The sequence below is a fragment of the Streptomyces caatingaensis genome, assembly GCF_001187435.1.
In the GTDB taxonomy this organism is placed as follows: domain Bacteria; phylum Actinomycetota; class Actinomycetes; order Streptomycetales; family Streptomycetaceae; genus Streptomyces; species Streptomyces caatingaensis.
In genome coordinates this window covers 1,049,727-1,065,487 of the sequence record NZ_LFXA01000002.1, presented here as the reverse complement: position 1 = coordinate 1,065,487, position 15,761 = coordinate 1,049,727, and the positions used below count along the sequence as shown (strand labels likewise).

Here is a 15,761-nt window from a genome sequence, read left to right as displayed (position 1 = left end):
CGCGCCCGGCGGGGCGGCGGACGGCCGGACGGACGGGGCCGTCACCGCGGTGTGATAAAAGGGAGAGGGGGTACCGTCCGCCGCCGCACGGTGCTCCGACGTCCCGCACGCCCGACGGCGTGCTCCCGGCACCCGCGCCACCCCGGCCGGCCCGGCCCCGCGGACAACCGTCCACGGACACCCGTCACGGGCGGCCGCAACACCCTTTCCCTCATGCCGACTTCCCACAGCGAGCCCCCTCGCGCCCAGCACCCGCGCCCCGCACGGCCCTCCCGCCGCCGTGCCCTGCTCGCGACCGCCGGTGCGGCCGTGCTGCTGCCGCTGACGGGCTGCGCCGGGGGCTCGGAGCCGGTGAGCGCCGGGCGCGCGCCGACGGTCGCCGCGCCCCGGACGCTGTGGGCCGCCGGGCAGGGCGCCGGGCGGCCCGGCCCCGCGGCGGACGGGATACGGGCCGCGGACCCGCTGGCCACCGTCAAGGCCGACGTCGCCGCCGGGCCCGCCGTCCCCGACGGGCCGGAGGCGCTGGACGGGACGACCCGCGACAAGCTCGCGCGCTGCACCGCCCTCGGGCCCGGCTGCCCCGTGCGTCCCCCCGAGTACCACGACCTCACCGGCGACGGCCGGGACGAACTGATCATCGGCATCGACATGGAGGACGGCTCCACCTCGCTGCGCGCCTACACCCTGCGCGGGGGCAAGCCGGTCCGGGTGCTGGCGTATCCCGCCGCCGTCCAGTCCGTCCAGGTCGCCGGGCGCGACCTGATCCTCTGGGAGGACACCGCCACCCCCGACTACCGGCAGCGCACGGTGTACTCGTGGGACGCGGCGCAGAAGACCATGGAGTTCCAGTCGCAGGAGTACCGCCGCGTGCGGGGCGGCTCCGCCTCGCCGCCCGCGAAGAGCGGCGCCGCGCCGGGCGCCGCGCCCGAGGGCACCGCGCCGCGGGACACCGCGTGACCGCGCTGCGGAGGCTGCGGGCCTGGACGGGGACCCTGCACGCCAAGTTCGCCCTCCTGCTCACCGCGGCCTGCTGCACCGTCGCCGTCGTGATCGGCGTCCTCGTCCACGCCGACGTCGGGGACCAGACCGTGCGCCAGGCCCGCTCCGCCGCGCTGGCCCGGCTGGACGACACCGCCGACGCCTACACGGCGGGCGATCCACTGCCGCCCTGCGGCCGCCTCGACCCGCCCGAACTCCCGCGCCCGCTGCGGGAGATGGCGCTGCGCGGCGAACGCGGCACCATGCTCGGCACGTTCCGGGGGCGGCCGGTGATGTGGGCGGCGCGCCCGGCGGACGGCACCGTGCTGACCGCCCGCGCCGACTACGGCCAGGGCGCCGAGACCCTCCGGGGCCTGGACCACGCCATGGTCATCTCCGCGGGCGTGGCCATCGCCTGCGTCCTGCTGGCCGGTTCGGTCGCGGTCTCGCGCGTCACGCGCCGGCTGCGCCGGACGGCCGCGGTGGCCCGCCGCATCAGCACCGGCGACCTCACGGCCCCCGACCCCGGGACGGCGGACGCGGCCGCGGACGCCGCGCGCGGCCGCGACGAGGTCGCGGACGTGGCCGCCGCGCTGGACGCCATGGCCTCCGCCCTGCACGAACGGCTGCGCAGCGAGCAGCGGTTCACCGCCGACGTCGCCCACGAGCTGCGCACCCCGCTCGCGGGGCTGCGCGCCTCCGCCGACCTGCTGCCGCCGGGACGGCCGACCGAGCTGGTGCGCGACCGGGTGCACCACCTGTGCCGGCTCACCGACGACCTGCTGGAGATATCCCGGCTCGACTCGGCGACGGAGCGGGCGGACCTCGACTCGCACGTCCTCGGCCCGCTGGCCCGCAGCGCCGCGCGCGTCCCCGGTCAGGAGGCGGACGTCGTCGTCCTGCGGGACGCGTGCGTGGACACCGACCGGCGGCGCCTGGAACGGGTGCTGGGCAATCTGCTGCTCAACGCCCACCGCCACGGCCGGCCGCCGGTCACCCTGACCGTGGACGGTCCCGTCATCACCGTCCGCGACCACGGCCCCGGCTACCCCGCCCACCTGCTGGAGCACGGCCCCCAGCGCTTCCGCACCGAACCGGCCGCGGGCCACCGGGGCCACGGCCTCGGCCTGACCATCGCCCTCGGCCAGGCCCGGACCATCGGCGCGCACCTGGCGTTCTCCAACGCCCCGGACGGGGGCGCGGTCAGCACGCTCACGCTGCCGCGCGCCACGGGCGGCGCGGGCGAAGAGGGCGCCGGGGAGGAGGGCTCCCCGGCCCCGGACTGACCCCGCGCCGGCGCGCCGGCGCCGGTGGTCAGCCGAGCACGCAGCGGGCCACGAACTCACGGCCGCGGGCCAGTTCGCGTGCGCCGACCTCGATGGGGAACATCGTGAAGCCGTGCACGGCCTCCACCACGACCTCCAGGTCCGTCGCGTTGCCCGCGGCGGACCACCGGGCGGCCATGAAGAGCGTGTCGTCGAGGACCGGGTCGCGGGTGCCGACGACGAAGCGGGCCGGCGGAAGGTCGTGGAGGTCCGCGTAGAGGGGCGAGATGGAGGGGTCGCGCAGCTCCTCGGGGGACATGCCGGGGAACGCCCGGTCCATCAGCCAGCGGATGACCGGCGTGGTGACGAGCGGGCCGTCCTCGCCGAACGAACGGGCGCTGGGCGTCAGGGACATGTCGTAGAAGCCGTAGGCCAGGTACGCGCCGCGGAAGGCGCGGTGGGAGCCGTCGGTGTCGCGCAGGCGCAGCAGGGTGCGGACGGCGAGTTCGGCGCCGGACGACTCCCCGCCGATCACGAGGCGGTCGGTGCCGAACGCGCGGCGGGCGGTGCCGACGAGCCAGCGGGCCACGTCCTCGCAGTCGTCGGGGGCGGCGGGGTGGGGGTTCTCCGGGGCCAGCCGGTAGTCGGCGCTGACCACGGCGACGCGTGCCCCGCGGGCCAGGTCCCACAGCTGCTGGTCCTGGTACGCGGCCGAGCCGACGACGCGGCCCCCGGAGTGCAGGAAGAGATACACGCCCGTCACCTCGGGCGGCGTGAAGACCCGTACGGGGACGTCGCCGGCGCGGCCCGGCACCGTGCGGTCGCGGCCCTCGGGCAGGCGCGGCGGCGTCGCCCAGGGGCCGTCGGCGGAGCGGGCGAGGGCCACGTCGTCGATCTTGTGGAGCGGGGGGAAGCGGCCGAGGATGCGGGCCATCCTCGCGTTGAACGCCCGGGTTTCCCCGACCACGTCCTGCCCCGTGGTTGCCATCGTCATGACGGGATCATCCGGCAGCACCCGCCCGGGCGTCCCCCCGTCCGGGCAATATTGGCCACTTCCTTGCGGCGCGCGGGCCGTCAGACGCGGCGCAGTTCCTCGCGGGCGCGGGCGACCAGGGCGCGGCCGGCCGGGCCGTGGGGGCCGCCGGAGCGCCAGGCCAGGGCCAGGCGGCCGCGGAGTTCGGGCGGGTCGATGGTCAGGACGCGCAGGGTGTCGGCGCGTTCCTCGGCGAACGCTCGGGGCAGGAGGGCGGCCCCCAGTCCGTGGGCGGCGAGCTGGGCGAGGACGCCGGGGTCGCCCGCCTCGAAGGCGATGTGCGGCCGGAAGCCGGCCGCGGCGCAGGCCTCGTCGAGGCGGGCGCGCAGGCCGGTGCCGCGCGGCATGCTGATCAGCGGGCGTCCGCGGAGGGCGTCGAGGGGGATGGCGGAACGGGCGGCCAGCTCGTGGTCGTGGGCGACGGCGGCCACGACCGGCTGGTCCTCGATCATGTGCAGCTCCAGGCCGGCCGGGGCGCCGGCGCCGACGCTGATGATGGCCGCGTCGAAGCGGCCGGTGCGCAGGCCCTCGACGAGCTGGTCGGTGGTGTCCTCGGCGAGGGTGATCTCGACGGCCGGGTGGTCGCGGTGGAAACCCGTGAGCAGAGCGGGGAGTTCGGCGCTGTGCGAGGTGACGGTGCCGACGGCGACGTGGCCGCGGACGAGCCCGGCCAGTTCGTCGACGACGAGCCGGGCGCGCTCGACGGCGGCGAGGGCGGCACGGGCGTGCGGCAGGAACGCGGCGCCCACCTCGGTGAGCCCGACACGGCGGCCGGAGCGGTCGAGGAGCTCCTGCCCCAGCTCGCGCTCCAGCTTGCGGATCTGCGCGCTCACGCCGGGCTGCGCGACCCGCACCTTCTCGGCGGCGCGCGTGAAGTTCCGCTCCTCGGCGACCGTCACGAAGTACTCGAGCTGGCGCAGTTCCATAACCGGCGATGCTAGCAGCCAGACTTGTCATGTCTTGGACTTCTTGCCGCTGGTGGACGAGGGTGGGTACAGCGCAGCGCCCCCCGGAACAACCACCCAGAGCAGAGGAGTTCCCCATGACCGTACTCATCGCCGGTGGAGGCATCGGCGGCCTGACCGCCGCCCTGAGCCTGCACGCCGCGGGCATCGAGGCGCGCGTGGTGGAGAACGTGCGGGAGATCCGTCCGCTCGGCGTCGGCATCAACCTCCTGCCGCACGCCGCCCGCGAGTTGATCGAGCTCGGGCTCGGCGACGAACTGGCCCGCATCGGCGTGGCCACGCTCGAGAACGTCTACGCGGACCGGCACGGCAACGAGATCTACACCGAGCCGCGCGGCCTGGCGCAGGGCTACAAGTGGCCGCAGTACTCGATCCACCGGGGCAAGCTGCAGATGCTGCTCCTCGACGCCGTCCGCGACCGGCTGGGCCCGGACGCGGTCCGCACCGGCGTGCGGCTGGAGGACTTCACCGACACCGGGGACGCGGTGCGGGCGGAGCTGTCCGACCGGGAGACGGGCCGTACCGAGACCGTCGAGGCGCCGGCCCTCATCGGCGCGGACGGCATCCACTCGGTGGTCCGCGCCAAGCTGCACCCCGACGAGGGGCCCCTGCTGTACTCCGGCATCCGCATGTGGCGCGGCGTCACGGAGATGAAGCCCTTCCTCACCGGCCGCTCGATGGTCATCGTCCGCCACCGGGGCGTCGAGATGATCGCCTATCCGATCAGCCCCCGGCACATCAACTGGGTGTGCCTGATCCGGATGTCCGAGCCCGGCCCCCTCGTCGAGGAGGAGGCGGGCTGGAACCGCCCCGGCCGCCTGGAGGAGCTCCTCCCCCACTACCGGGACTGGGACCTGGGATACCTGAACGTGCCCGAGATGCTGTCCGGCAGCGAGGTGCTCCTGGAGTACCCGATGGCCGACCGCGAGCCGCTGACCTCCTGGGGCCGCGGCCGGGTGACCCTGCTCGGCGACGCCGCCCACCCCATGTGGCCGGTGGGCGCCAACGGCGCCTCCCAGTCCGTCCTCGACGGCCGCACCCTGGCCTCCGAACTGGCCCGCGCCGACCGCGTCGAGGACGGCCTCGCCGCCTACGAGACCGCCCGCGTCGAGGCCACCGGCAAGGTCGTCCTGGCCAACCGCAACATGAACAAGGCCGCCGAACGGGCCCGCCTGGCCCGCCAGGACTTCGGCCGCATCACCGATGCCTACCGCCGCGAGACGGGCGCGGAGGTGGACCACCTCAACGCGCGGGAGTCGCTGACGCCGGTGCGGTAGCCGCGGCGCAGGGCGGCGGAGCGGTCCCGGGCCGGGCCGCCCCGCCGCCCTGTTCAGCGCCGCGAGCGGGCCAGGGCCTCGCGTACCGCCTCCTCCGTGCGGCCCACCACGGCCGTGCCGTCGTCGGCCGTGATGATGGGGCGTTGGATGAGGCGGGGGTGGTGGGCGAGGGCGGTGATCCAGCGGTCGCGGGCGGTGGTGTCGCGGGGCCAGGTGTTCAGGCCGAGTTCCTCGGCCTCGGGTTCCCGGGTGCGGGTGATGTCCCAGGGTTCCAGGCCGAGGCGGGCGAGGACGGTGCGGATGTCGGCCTCGTCGGGCACGTCCTCCAGGTAGCGGCGGACGGTGTAGCCAGCGCCCTCGGCGTCGAGCAGGCCGATCGCCGAGCGGCACTTCGAGCAGGCGGGGTTGATCCAGATCTCCATCCCCCCACCGTACCGGCAGGGCCGGTCAAATCCCTCCTGAGCTGGGGCGATTGTCAGTGCCCGGCAGTAAAATCGAGGGGTAGTGAAGAGGTCGCACCGACCCCTCAGCAGGAGGACGCCGATGACCGCAGCAGCCACCCCGCTCCCCGATCTCCCCGCCCTTCCGACCCTGCCGAAGAAGCGGCTGCCCGCGGGCCACCCGCGCGACTGGTACGAGTCGCACAACCGCCGGCTGAAGGCCATGCGCCTGGCCATCGCCCTGCTGCACAGCGGCGCCTACCGGCCGGAGCAGGCCACCAACCGCCGCATACGGCGCACCGCCGAGCGGATCGGCGTGCGCACGCCGTCGAACACCACGTGCCGGATGGTGCGTTCGCTCCTCCTGGCGGAGGCGCCGGCCCGGGGGGTCCGCCACTGACCGCGGCGCGGGCGGGCGGGGCGGGAGCGGGGAGCCGTCGGCCCCGCCCCGCCCCTTCGCCGTTTCCCGGGGGGGCGTTAATGGCCCGCGCGCTGTCCGACCCACGAAGTAGTCTGCCGACGATGACTGAAGACCAGATACCGCACACCTTCCAGGTCGACCTGCGCGGCCTGGTGGACCTGCTGTCCCACCACCTCTACTCCAGCCCGAAGGTCTATCTGCGCGAGCTCCTGCAGAACGCCGTCGACGCGATCACCGCCCGCCGCGCCACGGATCCCGCGGCACCCGCGAGCGTCCGGCTGCTCGCCGGGGACGGCCGGCTGAGGGTCGAGGACAGCGGCGTCGGGCTGACCGAGAGCGACGTGCACGACCTGCTGGCCACCATCGGGCGCAGTTCGAAACGGGAGGGGCTCGAGTCGGCGCGCTCGGAGTTCCTCGGCCAGTTCGGCATCGGCCTGCTCGCCTGCTTCGTCGTCGCCGGGGAGATACGCGTCGTCAGCCGTTCGGCCAGGACCCCCGACGCGCCCCCCGTCGAGTGGACGGCCCGCGACGACGGTTCGTACACCGTGCGCACCCTGCCCGACGAGGCCCGCCGGGAGCCGGGGACCACCGTGCACCTCGACGCCCGCCGCGGCATGGCGGACTGGCTGTCCGAGGAGCGGGTCACCGCCCTCGCCAAGGACTTCGGCTCGCTCCTGCCGTACGACGTGCGCGTCGGCGACGTCCCGGTCACCGACCGGCCCGCCGTGTGGGAGCGCCCCCACCCGGGCCCGGCGGCCCGCAGGGCCGCGCTGGCCGCGCACTGCCGGGAGGTGTTCGGCTTCGCGCCGCTCGACAGCATCGACCTCGACGTCCCGGCGGCCGGCGTGCGCGGTGTGGCGTACGTGCTGCCGCGGGCGGTCAGCCCGGCGCAGCGCGCCGGCCACCGCGTGCACCTCAAGGGCATGCTGCTCACCGACCGCGCCGACGACCTCCTGCCCGACTGGGCGTTCTTCGTCCGCTGCGTCATCGACACGGACAGCCTGCGCCCGACCGCCTCCCGCGAGAGCCTCTACGACGACGAGCGCCTCGCCGCCGTCCGCGAGGCGCTGGGCGAGCGCATACGCGCCTGGCTGGCCGAGCTCGCCGCCGGCGACCAGGACCGGCTGCGCGGTTTCCTCGCGGTGCACCACCTCGGCGTCAAGTCGCTGGCGCGGCACGACGCGGAGATGCTGCGCACCATGCTGCCGTGGCTGCCGTTCGAGACGAGCGACGGGCCACTGTCGCTGGAGGAGTTCGCCCAGCGCCACCCCGTCGTCCACTTCACCGAGAGCGTCGAGGAGTTCCGGCAGGTGGCGCCGGTCGCCGCCGCCCAGGGCATCGGCGTGGTCAACGGCGGCTACACCTTCGACGCCGACCTCGTCCGGCTGCTCCCCCGCGTCCGTCCCGGCACGTCCGTCGCCGAGCTGGACGCCGAGACGGTCGCCGCGCACCTCGACCACGTCGACGCGGCCGACGAACTGGCCCTGTCCGGCTTCCTGTCGGCGGCCCGCGCCCGCCTCGACGCGCTCGGCTGCGACGTGGTCGTCCGGGCGTTCCTGCCCGTGACCGTCCCCGCGCTGCACCTGGACGACCGGGCGGCCCGGCACGAACGGGCCCGCGAGCAGGAGGAGTCCGCGGCGGACGACCTGTGGACGTCCATCCTGGGCTCGCTGCGCGACGGGACGCCGCGCGCCCGCCTCGTCCTCAACCACCTCAGCCCGCTGGTGCGCCGCCTGGGCTCCCTGCCGGACGGCGACCTGGCGGGCACCGCCGCCGAGGCGCTGTACGGGCAGGCGCTGCTGATGGCCCGGCGCCCGCTGCGGCCGGCCGACACGGCCCTGCTCAACCGCGCCTTCCTGGGCCTGCTGGAGTGGGCGGCCCACCCCACCACCGCGTCGGAGGAGGGCCGATGAGCGACACGACCGTCACCGCCGTCCGCCGGGCGCTCCAGGAGAACATGGGCGATCCCGAGGGCCCCGCGCGCAACGCCCGCGCCGAGCGCCTGGTCGAGGAGGCCGGGCGGACGGGCGACACCGCCCTGCTGCTCGACGCCCTCTTCAACCTGCTGTCGGCCTACAACTTCAGCTCCGAGTCGGAGAAGATGTTCGTGCCCTTCGCCCGCCTGCTGCGCATGTGGGACGACCGGCCGGAGGACTTCGACGGGTTCGCCGCCCACCGGCTGCACTGGATGTTCAAGTGGGTCTCCAGCGGCATGCTCGACCAGCCGGACATCCCCCTGGCCTCCGTCGAGAAGTGGCAGGCGGAGATGGAGCACCGCTACCGGCTGGCCGGGTACAGCGAACGGGCGGTGCGCCAGGGCGAGTTCCGCATCGCCCGGGACACCGGGGACCTGCCCCGCGCCGAGCGGGCCTTCGCCGCCTGGCTGGCCGCCGACCGCGACGAGATGAGCGACTGCCACGCCTGCGAGCTCAACACCCAGGGCGCGTGGCTCGACCTCCTCGGCCGCCCGGCCGAGGCGCTGGAGACGTGGGCGCCGGTCCTGGCCGGCGAGTTCACCTGCGCCCACGAGCCGCACGTGGCCCTGGCGTCCTCGCTCCTGCCGCTGGTGCGGCTCGGCCGCACCGACGAGGCGCGCACGCACCACCTGCGCGGCTACCGGATGATCCGCGGCATGGAGTCGATGCGCTCCTCCGTCGCCGACCACATCGCGTTCTGCGCGCTGACCGGCAACGAGGCCCGCGCCCTGGAGATCCTGGCCGAGCAGACGGGCCACTTCGCGCCGTCCGGCGACCCCGACACCCTGCTCGACTTCCTCGCCTCCGTCGCGCTGCTCGCCCGCCGCCTGGGCGAACGGGGCCTGGGCGGCCAGGAGTTGCCGGGCCCGGCCGGCCGCACGTGGACCGCCGACGCGCTGCACGCCCACGCCCGCGCCGAGGCGTCGGCCCTGGCCGCCCGCTTCGACGCGCGCAACGGCAGCTCCTTCGTCGGTGACCTGATCGCCGCGCGCATGGACGCCGCCCCGCTGGTGGAGCGGCTGCCGCTGGGGGTACGGGCGCGGGGGCTCCTCACCGGCACCGCGCCGCGCCCCGCGCCCGCCGGCCGGGCGCCCGGGGACGGGGACGTCCACGCGCTGCTGACCGAGGCCCGCCGGCGCTCCGCGGAGTTCGCTGAGGACGTGCACGAGGCGTGGGAGGCGGTCCGCCGCGCCGCCGGTCCGGCGGCGGAGCTGGACGCGCTGGCCCGCGCCGAGATCGCCGACCACGCCGCGCTGGGCGGCGACGGCCCGGAGGCGCGGATCGCCCTCCTCGACGAGGCGGCGGCGCTGTACGAGGAGGCGGGCCGGCCCGAGCTCGCGGCGGGCGCCCGGGTGCGCCGGGCGCTCGTCCTCGGGCTGACGGGCGGGGACGCCGGCGCCCCGGCCCTGATCGAGGCCGAGTGCGCGGTCCTGCGCGGGCTGGGCGCGCCGCCCCGGCAGATCGCCACGGCGCTGGTCCACCGCTGCCAGGTGCTCCTGGGGCTGTCGCGGGAGGGGGCCGAAGGCGCCCCGGGGGCCGGGGAGCTGGAGCGCGCGATCGGCGAGGCGCTGGCCTACGCCGAGGAACACGCCGCGGCGGGACGGCCGTTGCGCGCCCGCGCCGCCGACGCGTACGAACTGCGCGGCGAGGCCGCCCTGCTGGCCGGTGACCCGGCGGGCGCGGTCGCGGCCTTCGCGCGGGCCGTGGAGGTCGCGGAGGAGGCGGGCCTCTCCTGGTACGCGACCGGGCCCCGGACCGATCTCGCGCGGGCCGCGATGGCGTGCGAGGAGTACGGGACGGCGATCGGCGCGGCGCGGGCGGCCCTGGAGCACGGCGCCGGCCGGCTGTCCGAGGGCGCGAGCGCGCGCCTGCACCTGCTGCTGTGCGACGCGCTGACCGCCGTCGGGCGGCGGGAGGCGGCCGTCGCGCACGCCCTGGAGGCCGCGCACTGGGCCGACGCGGCCGGCGAGGGCGGCACGCTGGGCGCCTGGGCCCGGCTGACGCTCGGCGGGACGCTGCACCACCTGGGCCGGGCGGAGGAGGCGGCGTCCGTGCTGGAGGCCGTCCTCCCCGATCTGGAGCGCCACCACGAGGACGGCCAGGTGGTGCAGGCCCGCTGGTGGCTCGGCGAGTGCCTGGCGGCGCTGGACGATCACCGGGAGGCGGCCGGGCAGTTCCTGCGGGCGGCGGGCGTCGCCCAGGGCTGGGAGGACCAGCAGGACCACGCCGTCCTCGCCAACCTGGCCGCCGACTGCCTCGACCGGGCGGGCCGGGACGAGGAGGCGGAGCGGGCCTACGAGCGGGCGGGGGCGCTGTGGCGCGCGCTGGACCGCCCGGAGGCAGCCGTCCGCGTCCTGCGCGCCCGGGCGTGGCTGGCCCTGCGCCGGGAGGGCAGCCCGGCGGCGGCCCGGGAGCTGATGGCCGAGGCCCTGCGCGCGTGCGCGGCCGCGCTGGAGGCGGCGGAGGCCCCCGAGCGGCGGGAGGCGCTGGGCGCGGAGCTCGCGCAGACCCACCGCCAGACCGGCGAGCTGGTCGTCCGCTCCTGCGCCGGCGAGCCGGGCGACGAGGACGACGACGGCACGGCACGGGCGGCGTACGAGGAGGGGCTGGCCCACGTCGAGCGGGCCGTCGCCGCCTTCGCCGCGTGCGGCCCGGCCCTGCGGGACCAGCGCACGGCGGCGCAGTTGACGGCCGCCTGGCTGGAGGCCGATCTCGGCCGGGGCGAGGAGGCCGCCGCGCGGGCGCGGGCGGTGGCCGCGGAGTACGGCGACGAGGAGGAGGGGGTGGCGGCGGCGCGCCGCTCCGAGGCGGAGAACCTCGTCAAGTACGCGCTTACGTCGGGGGACTGACGCCCCGTCGGCTCCGCCCCGGTGGCCCGTGCCGGCCGCCGGGGCGGAGGTGTGTCCCGGCCCGGGGGCGGGCTCCGCGGCGGTCACCGCCGGCCGCCCTCTCACCCGGCGGTGTGGACCGCGGAGGCCGTCACTCCGGTCCGTCGGCGCATATGCGAGGCTGGGAGTGATCCCGGTGATCACCGCGGCCGCGCGCCCGGCCGCCGGGTGCGTACCTGAAGGGACTGGACATGTTGCAGCACAGGACCGTCGGCGACCTGATGACCCACTCGGTGGTCAGGGTGCAGCGGGGCACTCTGTTCACGGAGATCGTGCACGTCCTGCACGAACACGACATCACGGCGGTTCCGGTGGTGGACGACGACGACCGCCCGGTGGGCGTCGTCTCGGAGGCCGACCTGCTGACCAGGGCGGCCCAGCGGATGGACGGGTCCGCCTCCTCGGAGGCCGTCGCCAAGCAGGACGCGACGACGGCCGAGGGCCTGATGACCAGCCCCGCGGTGTGCGCGCGCCCGGGGTGGAGCGTCGTCGAGGCCGCCCGCACGATGGAGGAGCGGCACGTCAAGCGGCTGCCGGTGGTGGACGAGGCGGGCCGGCTGGTGGGGCTGGTGAGCCGCAGCGATCTGCTGCGGGTGTTCCTGCGCGACGACCGCGCCATCCGCCAGGAGATCATCGAGGACGTGCTGGTGCGCACGCTGCACGAGCCGCCGTCGGGCATCGGGGTCGAGGTGTCCAACGGGCAGGTGCGGCTGAGCGGTTCGGTGCGGGACGAGGGGCTGGTGCCGGTCCTGGTGCGGTTGTGCCGGAGCGTGGACGGTGTGGTGAGCGTCGATCACCAGCTGTCCGCGTCCGCGGAGTGAGCCCCGGAACGAACGCTCTACTCGGGTAGGCTCGCGGCATGAAGACCACGTCGGAGAAGCCCGCCGTCGACACGCGGGAACGGATCGTCCGGGCGGCCTCCCGGCTCATGCAGCGGCAGGGCTACGACGGCACGGGCATCAAGCAGATCTCCCAGGAGGCGGAGGCGACGCTCGGTTCGCTGTACCACTTCTTCCCCGGCGGGAAGCAGGAGCTGGCCGTCGCGGCGATCCGGCGCGGCGACGAGGAGTTCGCCGGACTGCTGCGCCGGGCGCTCGACGGCGAGCCGGATCCGGGCCGCGCGCTCGTCGCGTGCGCGCGGACCCTCGCGGCGGAACTCAGCGCCTCCGACTGGGCCGAGGGCTGCCCCGTGACCGCCACGGCCCTCGGCACGGCCGGCCGCGCCCCCGGCATCCAGCAGGCCGCGGCCGAGGCGTTCGCCCGCTGGCGCGGGCTGGTCTTCGACAAGCTGTGCGCCGCGGGGCTCGGGGAGGACGACGCGCGCTCACTCGCGCACACGGTGATCTCCACGCTGGAGGGGGCGGAGCTGGCGGCTCAGGTCTCGCGGGACGCGGCTCCGCTGCGGGCGGCGGGTGAGCATCTGGCGCGGCTGGTCGGGACGTACCGCTAGGGCCGCGGGGGCGGGGAGTTGCCACCCCGGCCCCTCCACCGGCGACCCCGCCCGCCCTCGTCCCCCGCGTCCTCGCCGCGACCGCGTTCCTGGCGGCGGACCTGCCCGGCGGCCGGCCCGGGCGGCCGCAGCGCCGGCCGTGCCCGCGCGGGAGGACGCGGGAGAACAGGGAGCGCCTCGACCGGGCCCCCGGGGCCTCACTTCGCGTCCCGTAGCACTCCACCACGGCGGTGGTGAACGGGAACCGCACCGGCGTCTCCCGGAACGCGAGCCGCCCCGCCTCGTCCCCGGCCCACCGCACGGCCGCCGCCGCCTCCTCGGCCTCCTCCTGCGCGCTCCCCCGGCAGTGCCGTGAGCCGCAGCAGGGTCGGACACCGCCCCTGGTCCCGCTCCCCGCCTCGCCGCCGGGCGGCGCCGGTGGCACGCTGAAACCATGGCCCGGCCCAACGAAGAGGTCGCGGCGGTGCTCCAGGAGTACGCCGACCTCGTCGCCATCACCGGCGGCGACGCGTTCAAGGCACGCGCCTACGAGAAGGCCGCCCGCGCCGTCGGCGGCCACCCGGCGGACGTCTCGACGCTGGACCTCGACGGGCTGCGCGGCATCCCCAACGTGGGCCGCTCGATCGCCGAGAAGGTGATCGAGTACCTGCGCACCGGCCGGGTCGCGGCCTTCGAGGAGACCCGCGCGTCCGTCCCCCCGGGCGTCCGCGAGCTGCTCACGATCCCCACCCTCGGCCCCCGCAAGGCGCTCGCCCTCTACGAGGAGCTGCGCGTCTCCTCCGTGGACGAGCTCCTCGACGCCATCCACCGGGAGCGGCTGCGCGGCCTCAAGGGCTTCGGCGAGAAGACCGAGCAGAACATCCTCCACGGCATCGAGCTGCTGAGGAAGGCCGGCGGCCGCATCCTGCTGTCCGCCGCGGCCGACGCCGCCGAGCGGATCGTCGCCGACCTCGCGGGGATCGAGGGCTGCGAGGACTGCGCCGTCGCCGGGTCGCTGCGCCGGATGCGGGAGACCATCGGGGACGTGGACGTGCTGGTGGCCGCGGCGCGCGCCGAGCCGTTCATGGAGGCGGTCAGCACCCTGCCGTACACGGCGGAGGTCATCGCCCGGGGTCCGAAGAAGACGTCCGTCCGCACGCTGGACGGGCTCCAGGTGGACCTGCGGGTGCTGCCGCCGGACGCGTGGGGCGCGGGGCTGCTGTACTTCACCGGCTCGAAGGCGCACAACATCCGCGTCCGCGAGATCGCGGTGCGGCACGGGCTCAAGCTCTCCGAGTACGGGCTCTTCCGCGTCAAGAGCGGCCGCAAGGTCGTCTCGCGGACCGAGGAGGAGATCTACGGGCGGCTGGGCCTGCCGTGGATCCCGCCGACGCTGCGCGAGGACCGGGGCGAGATCGCGGCGGGGCTCGCGGACGGGCTCCCGGAGCTGGTCACCGAGGACGACATCCGCGGCGACCTGCACACCCACACCGATCTGACCGACGGGCTGGCGCCGCTGGAGGACATGGTCGCCGCGGCCGCCGGGCGCGGCTACGCGTACTACGCCGTCACCGACCACGCCCCGGACCTGGCCATGCAGCGCATGACGCGGGAGAAGGCGCTGGCGCAGCGCGACCGGCTGCGCGCGCTGGAGGGGAAGTACGGCCGGATGCGGCTGCTGCACGGCACCGAGCTGAACATCGGGCCGGACGGCGAGGTGGACTGGCCGGACGACTTCCTGGCCGGGTTCGACCTGTGCGTCGCGTCGGTGCACTCGCACTTCAAGCAGTCGCGCGAGGAGCTCACCCGGCGGCTCGTCCGCGCCTGCGAGAACCCCTACGTGGCGATCATCGGGCACCCGACGACCCGGCTGATCGGCAAACGGCCGCCGATCGACGCCGACTTCGACGCGGTCTTCGCCGCCTGCGCGCGGACCGGGACGGCCCTGGAGATCAACGCGCATCCCGAGCGGCTCGACCTGGGCGACGAGGAGATCCTGCGGGCCCGGCGGCACGGCGTGAAGTTCGCCGTGAACACCGACGCGCACTCCGTGACGCACCTGCCCTACCTGCGCTTCGGCGTGGGGACCGCCCAGCGCGGCTGGCTGACGAAGGACGACGTCATCAACGCCTGGCCGCTGCAGCGGCTGCGCCGCTTCCTGCGGCCGGCCGCCGGATAGCGCCGGATAGCATGGGGCGTTCACCACCTGCCCAGCCGTGAGGAAACGCGCACGTGTCCGACATACGCGAAGCCCCCGCCCCCGACGACCGCTCCCTGCGCGCCGACTGCGGGAACTGCTTCGCGCTGTGCTGCGTGGCCCTGCCCTTCGCGAAGTCGGCCGACTTCGCGGCGGACAAGGAGGCGGGGAAGCCCTGCCGCAACCTGCGGGACGACTTCCGCTGCGGGACGCACGCCACGCTCCGCGAGAAGGGCTTCGCGGGCTGCACCGTCTACGACTGCTTCGGCGCCGGCCAGAAGGTCTCCCAGGTGACCTTCGGCGGCCGCAGCTGGCGGGAGGACCCGGCGACGGCCCGGCAGATGTTCGAGGTCTTCCCGGTGATGCGGCAGCTGCACGAGCTGCTCCGCTACCTGGCGGAGGTGCTGTCCCTGCCGCGGGCCCGGCCCGTCCACCGCGACGCCCGCCGCCTCCTCGGCCGCACCGAGCGCCTGACGGAGTCGGCGCCGGAGGCGATCCTGGAGCTGGACGTCGTGGCGCTGCGCCAGGACGTCAACGCCGTGCTCCTGCGCGCGAGCGAGCTGGTGCGGGCCGGCCGGGGCGGGCGGGGGAAGGAGCGCCGGGGCGCGAACCTGATGGGCGCCCGGCTGCGCGGCGCGGACCTCAACGGCGCGAATCTGCGCGGCGCCTGCCTGATCGCGGCGGACCTGCGGGACGCCGACCTGCGGTTCGCCGACCTGATCGGCGCGGACCTGCGGGACGCGAACCTGTGCGGCGCCGATCTCACGGGCGCCGTCTTCCTCACCCGGCTCCAGGTCGACGCGGCCCGCGGCGACGGCCGGACCCGGCTGCCGGAGGGCCTGTCCCGGCCCGGCCACTGGGCGCGGTAGCCGCCCCCGCTTGCCTAAGGGCT

At 76.0% G+C, this 15,761-nt stretch carries 13 protein-coding genes; 10 read left to right on the top strand and 3 right to left on the bottom strand.

The features are described from left to right. Nucleotides 1-213: 213 nt before the first annotated feature. Together AC230_RS33445 and AC230_RS33440 are read left to right on the top strand one after the other, a co-directional pair. Entirely contained in the window at nucleotides 214-957 is a 744-nt protein-coding gene (locus tag AC230_RS33445; protein ID WP_241833083.1) for a hypothetical protein, read from the top strand. Then, a complete protein-coding gene (locus AC230_RS33440) occupies nucleotides 954-2,264 on the top strand; it encodes a sensor histidine kinase (protein ID WP_241833082.1) in 1,311 nt (436 codons plus the stop codon). Before AC230_RS33445 ends, AC230_RS33440 begins: the two co-directional genes overlap by 4 nt. Before the next feature lie 28 nt (nucleotides 2,265-2,292). Here AC230_RS33440 and AC230_RS05280 read toward each other — a convergent pair whose 3' ends face one another. Then, nucleotides 2,293-3,237 carry an alpha/beta hydrolase gene (locus AC230_RS05280; protein WP_241833081.1) on the bottom strand — a complete coding sequence of 315 codons (945 nt, stop codon included), beginning with the start codon at nucleotides 3,235-3,237 and terminating at the stop codon, nucleotides 2,293-2,295. A gap of 80 nt (nucleotides 3,238-3,317) precedes the next feature. Further along, nucleotides 3,318-4,202: a LysR family transcriptional regulator gene (locus tag AC230_RS05275; protein ID WP_049714715.1), complete on the bottom strand. Its 885-nt coding sequence runs from the start codon at nucleotides 4,200-4,202 to the stop codon at nucleotides 3,318-3,320. Nucleotides 4,203-4,318: 116 nt separating this feature from the next. On the opposite strand from AC230_RS05275, the gene AC230_RS05270 reads away from it, so the two are divergent. Then, nucleotides 4,319-5,518, top strand: coding sequence for a flavin-dependent oxidoreductase (locus tag AC230_RS05270; protein WP_049714714.1), 1,200 nt, complete (start codon nucleotides 4,319-4,321; stop codon nucleotides 5,516-5,518). A 53-nt stretch (nucleotides 5,519-5,571) separates the two neighbouring features. Here AC230_RS05270 and AC230_RS05265 read toward each other — a convergent pair whose 3' ends face one another. Beyond that, on the bottom strand, nucleotides 5,572-5,940 hold the full coding sequence (locus tag AC230_RS05265) for an ArsC/Spx/MgsR family protein (RefSeq protein WP_049714713.1): 369 nt from the start codon (nucleotides 5,938-5,940) through the stop codon (nucleotides 5,572-5,574). Between the two features lie 121 nt (nucleotides 5,941-6,061). Between AC230_RS05265 and AC230_RS05260 the strand changes: the two genes are divergently transcribed. The 7 genes from AC230_RS05260 (at nucleotide 6,062) to AC230_RS05230 (ending at nucleotide 15,738) form a co-directional block, all read left to right on the top strand. Beyond that, on the top strand, nucleotides 6,062-6,358 hold the full coding sequence (locus AC230_RS05260) for a hypothetical protein (protein WP_049714712.1): 297 nt from the start codon (nucleotides 6,062-6,064) through the stop codon (nucleotides 6,356-6,358). Between the two features lie 122 nt (nucleotides 6,359-6,480). Beyond that, nucleotides 6,481-8,292 (top strand): HSP90 family protein, encoded by a 1,812-nt coding sequence (locus tag AC230_RS05255; RefSeq protein WP_049714711.1) that lies wholly within the window; start codon nucleotides 6,481-6,483, stop codon nucleotides 8,290-8,292. Then, nucleotides 8,289-11,204 carry a tetratricopeptide repeat protein gene (locus tag AC230_RS05250; RefSeq protein WP_049714710.1) on the top strand — a complete coding sequence of 972 codons (2,916 nt, stop codon included), beginning with the start codon at nucleotides 8,289-8,291 and terminating at the stop codon, nucleotides 11,202-11,204. Before AC230_RS05255 ends, AC230_RS05250 begins: the two co-directional genes overlap by 4 nt. A gap of 233 nt (nucleotides 11,205-11,437) precedes the next feature. Then, nucleotides 11,438-12,064 (top strand): CBS domain-containing protein, encoded by a 627-nt coding sequence (locus tag AC230_RS05245; RefSeq protein ID WP_049715045.1) that lies wholly within the window; start codon nucleotides 11,438-11,440, stop codon nucleotides 12,062-12,064. A gap of 38 nt (nucleotides 12,065-12,102) precedes the next feature. Continuing rightward, complete coding sequence (locus AC230_RS05240) at nucleotides 12,103-12,693, top strand: TetR/AcrR family transcriptional regulator (RefSeq protein ID WP_049714709.1); 591 nt, start codon at nucleotides 12,103-12,105, stop codon at nucleotides 12,691-12,693. A 433-nt stretch (nucleotides 12,694-13,126) separates the two neighbouring features. Beyond that, nucleotides 13,127-14,851: a DNA polymerase/3'-5' exonuclease PolX gene (gene polX / locus AC230_RS05235; protein WP_049714708.1), complete on the top strand. Its 1,725-nt coding sequence runs from the start codon at nucleotides 13,127-13,129 to the stop codon at nucleotides 14,849-14,851. Nucleotides 14,852-14,904: 53 nt separating this feature from the next. Then, the gene (locus AC230_RS05230; protein WP_049714707.1) at nucleotides 14,905-15,738 is read left to right on the top strand and encodes a pentapeptide repeat-containing protein; all 834 of its coding nucleotides are present in this window, start codon (nucleotides 14,905-14,907) and stop codon (nucleotides 15,736-15,738) included. Nucleotides 15,739-15,761 lie beyond the last annotated feature (23 nt).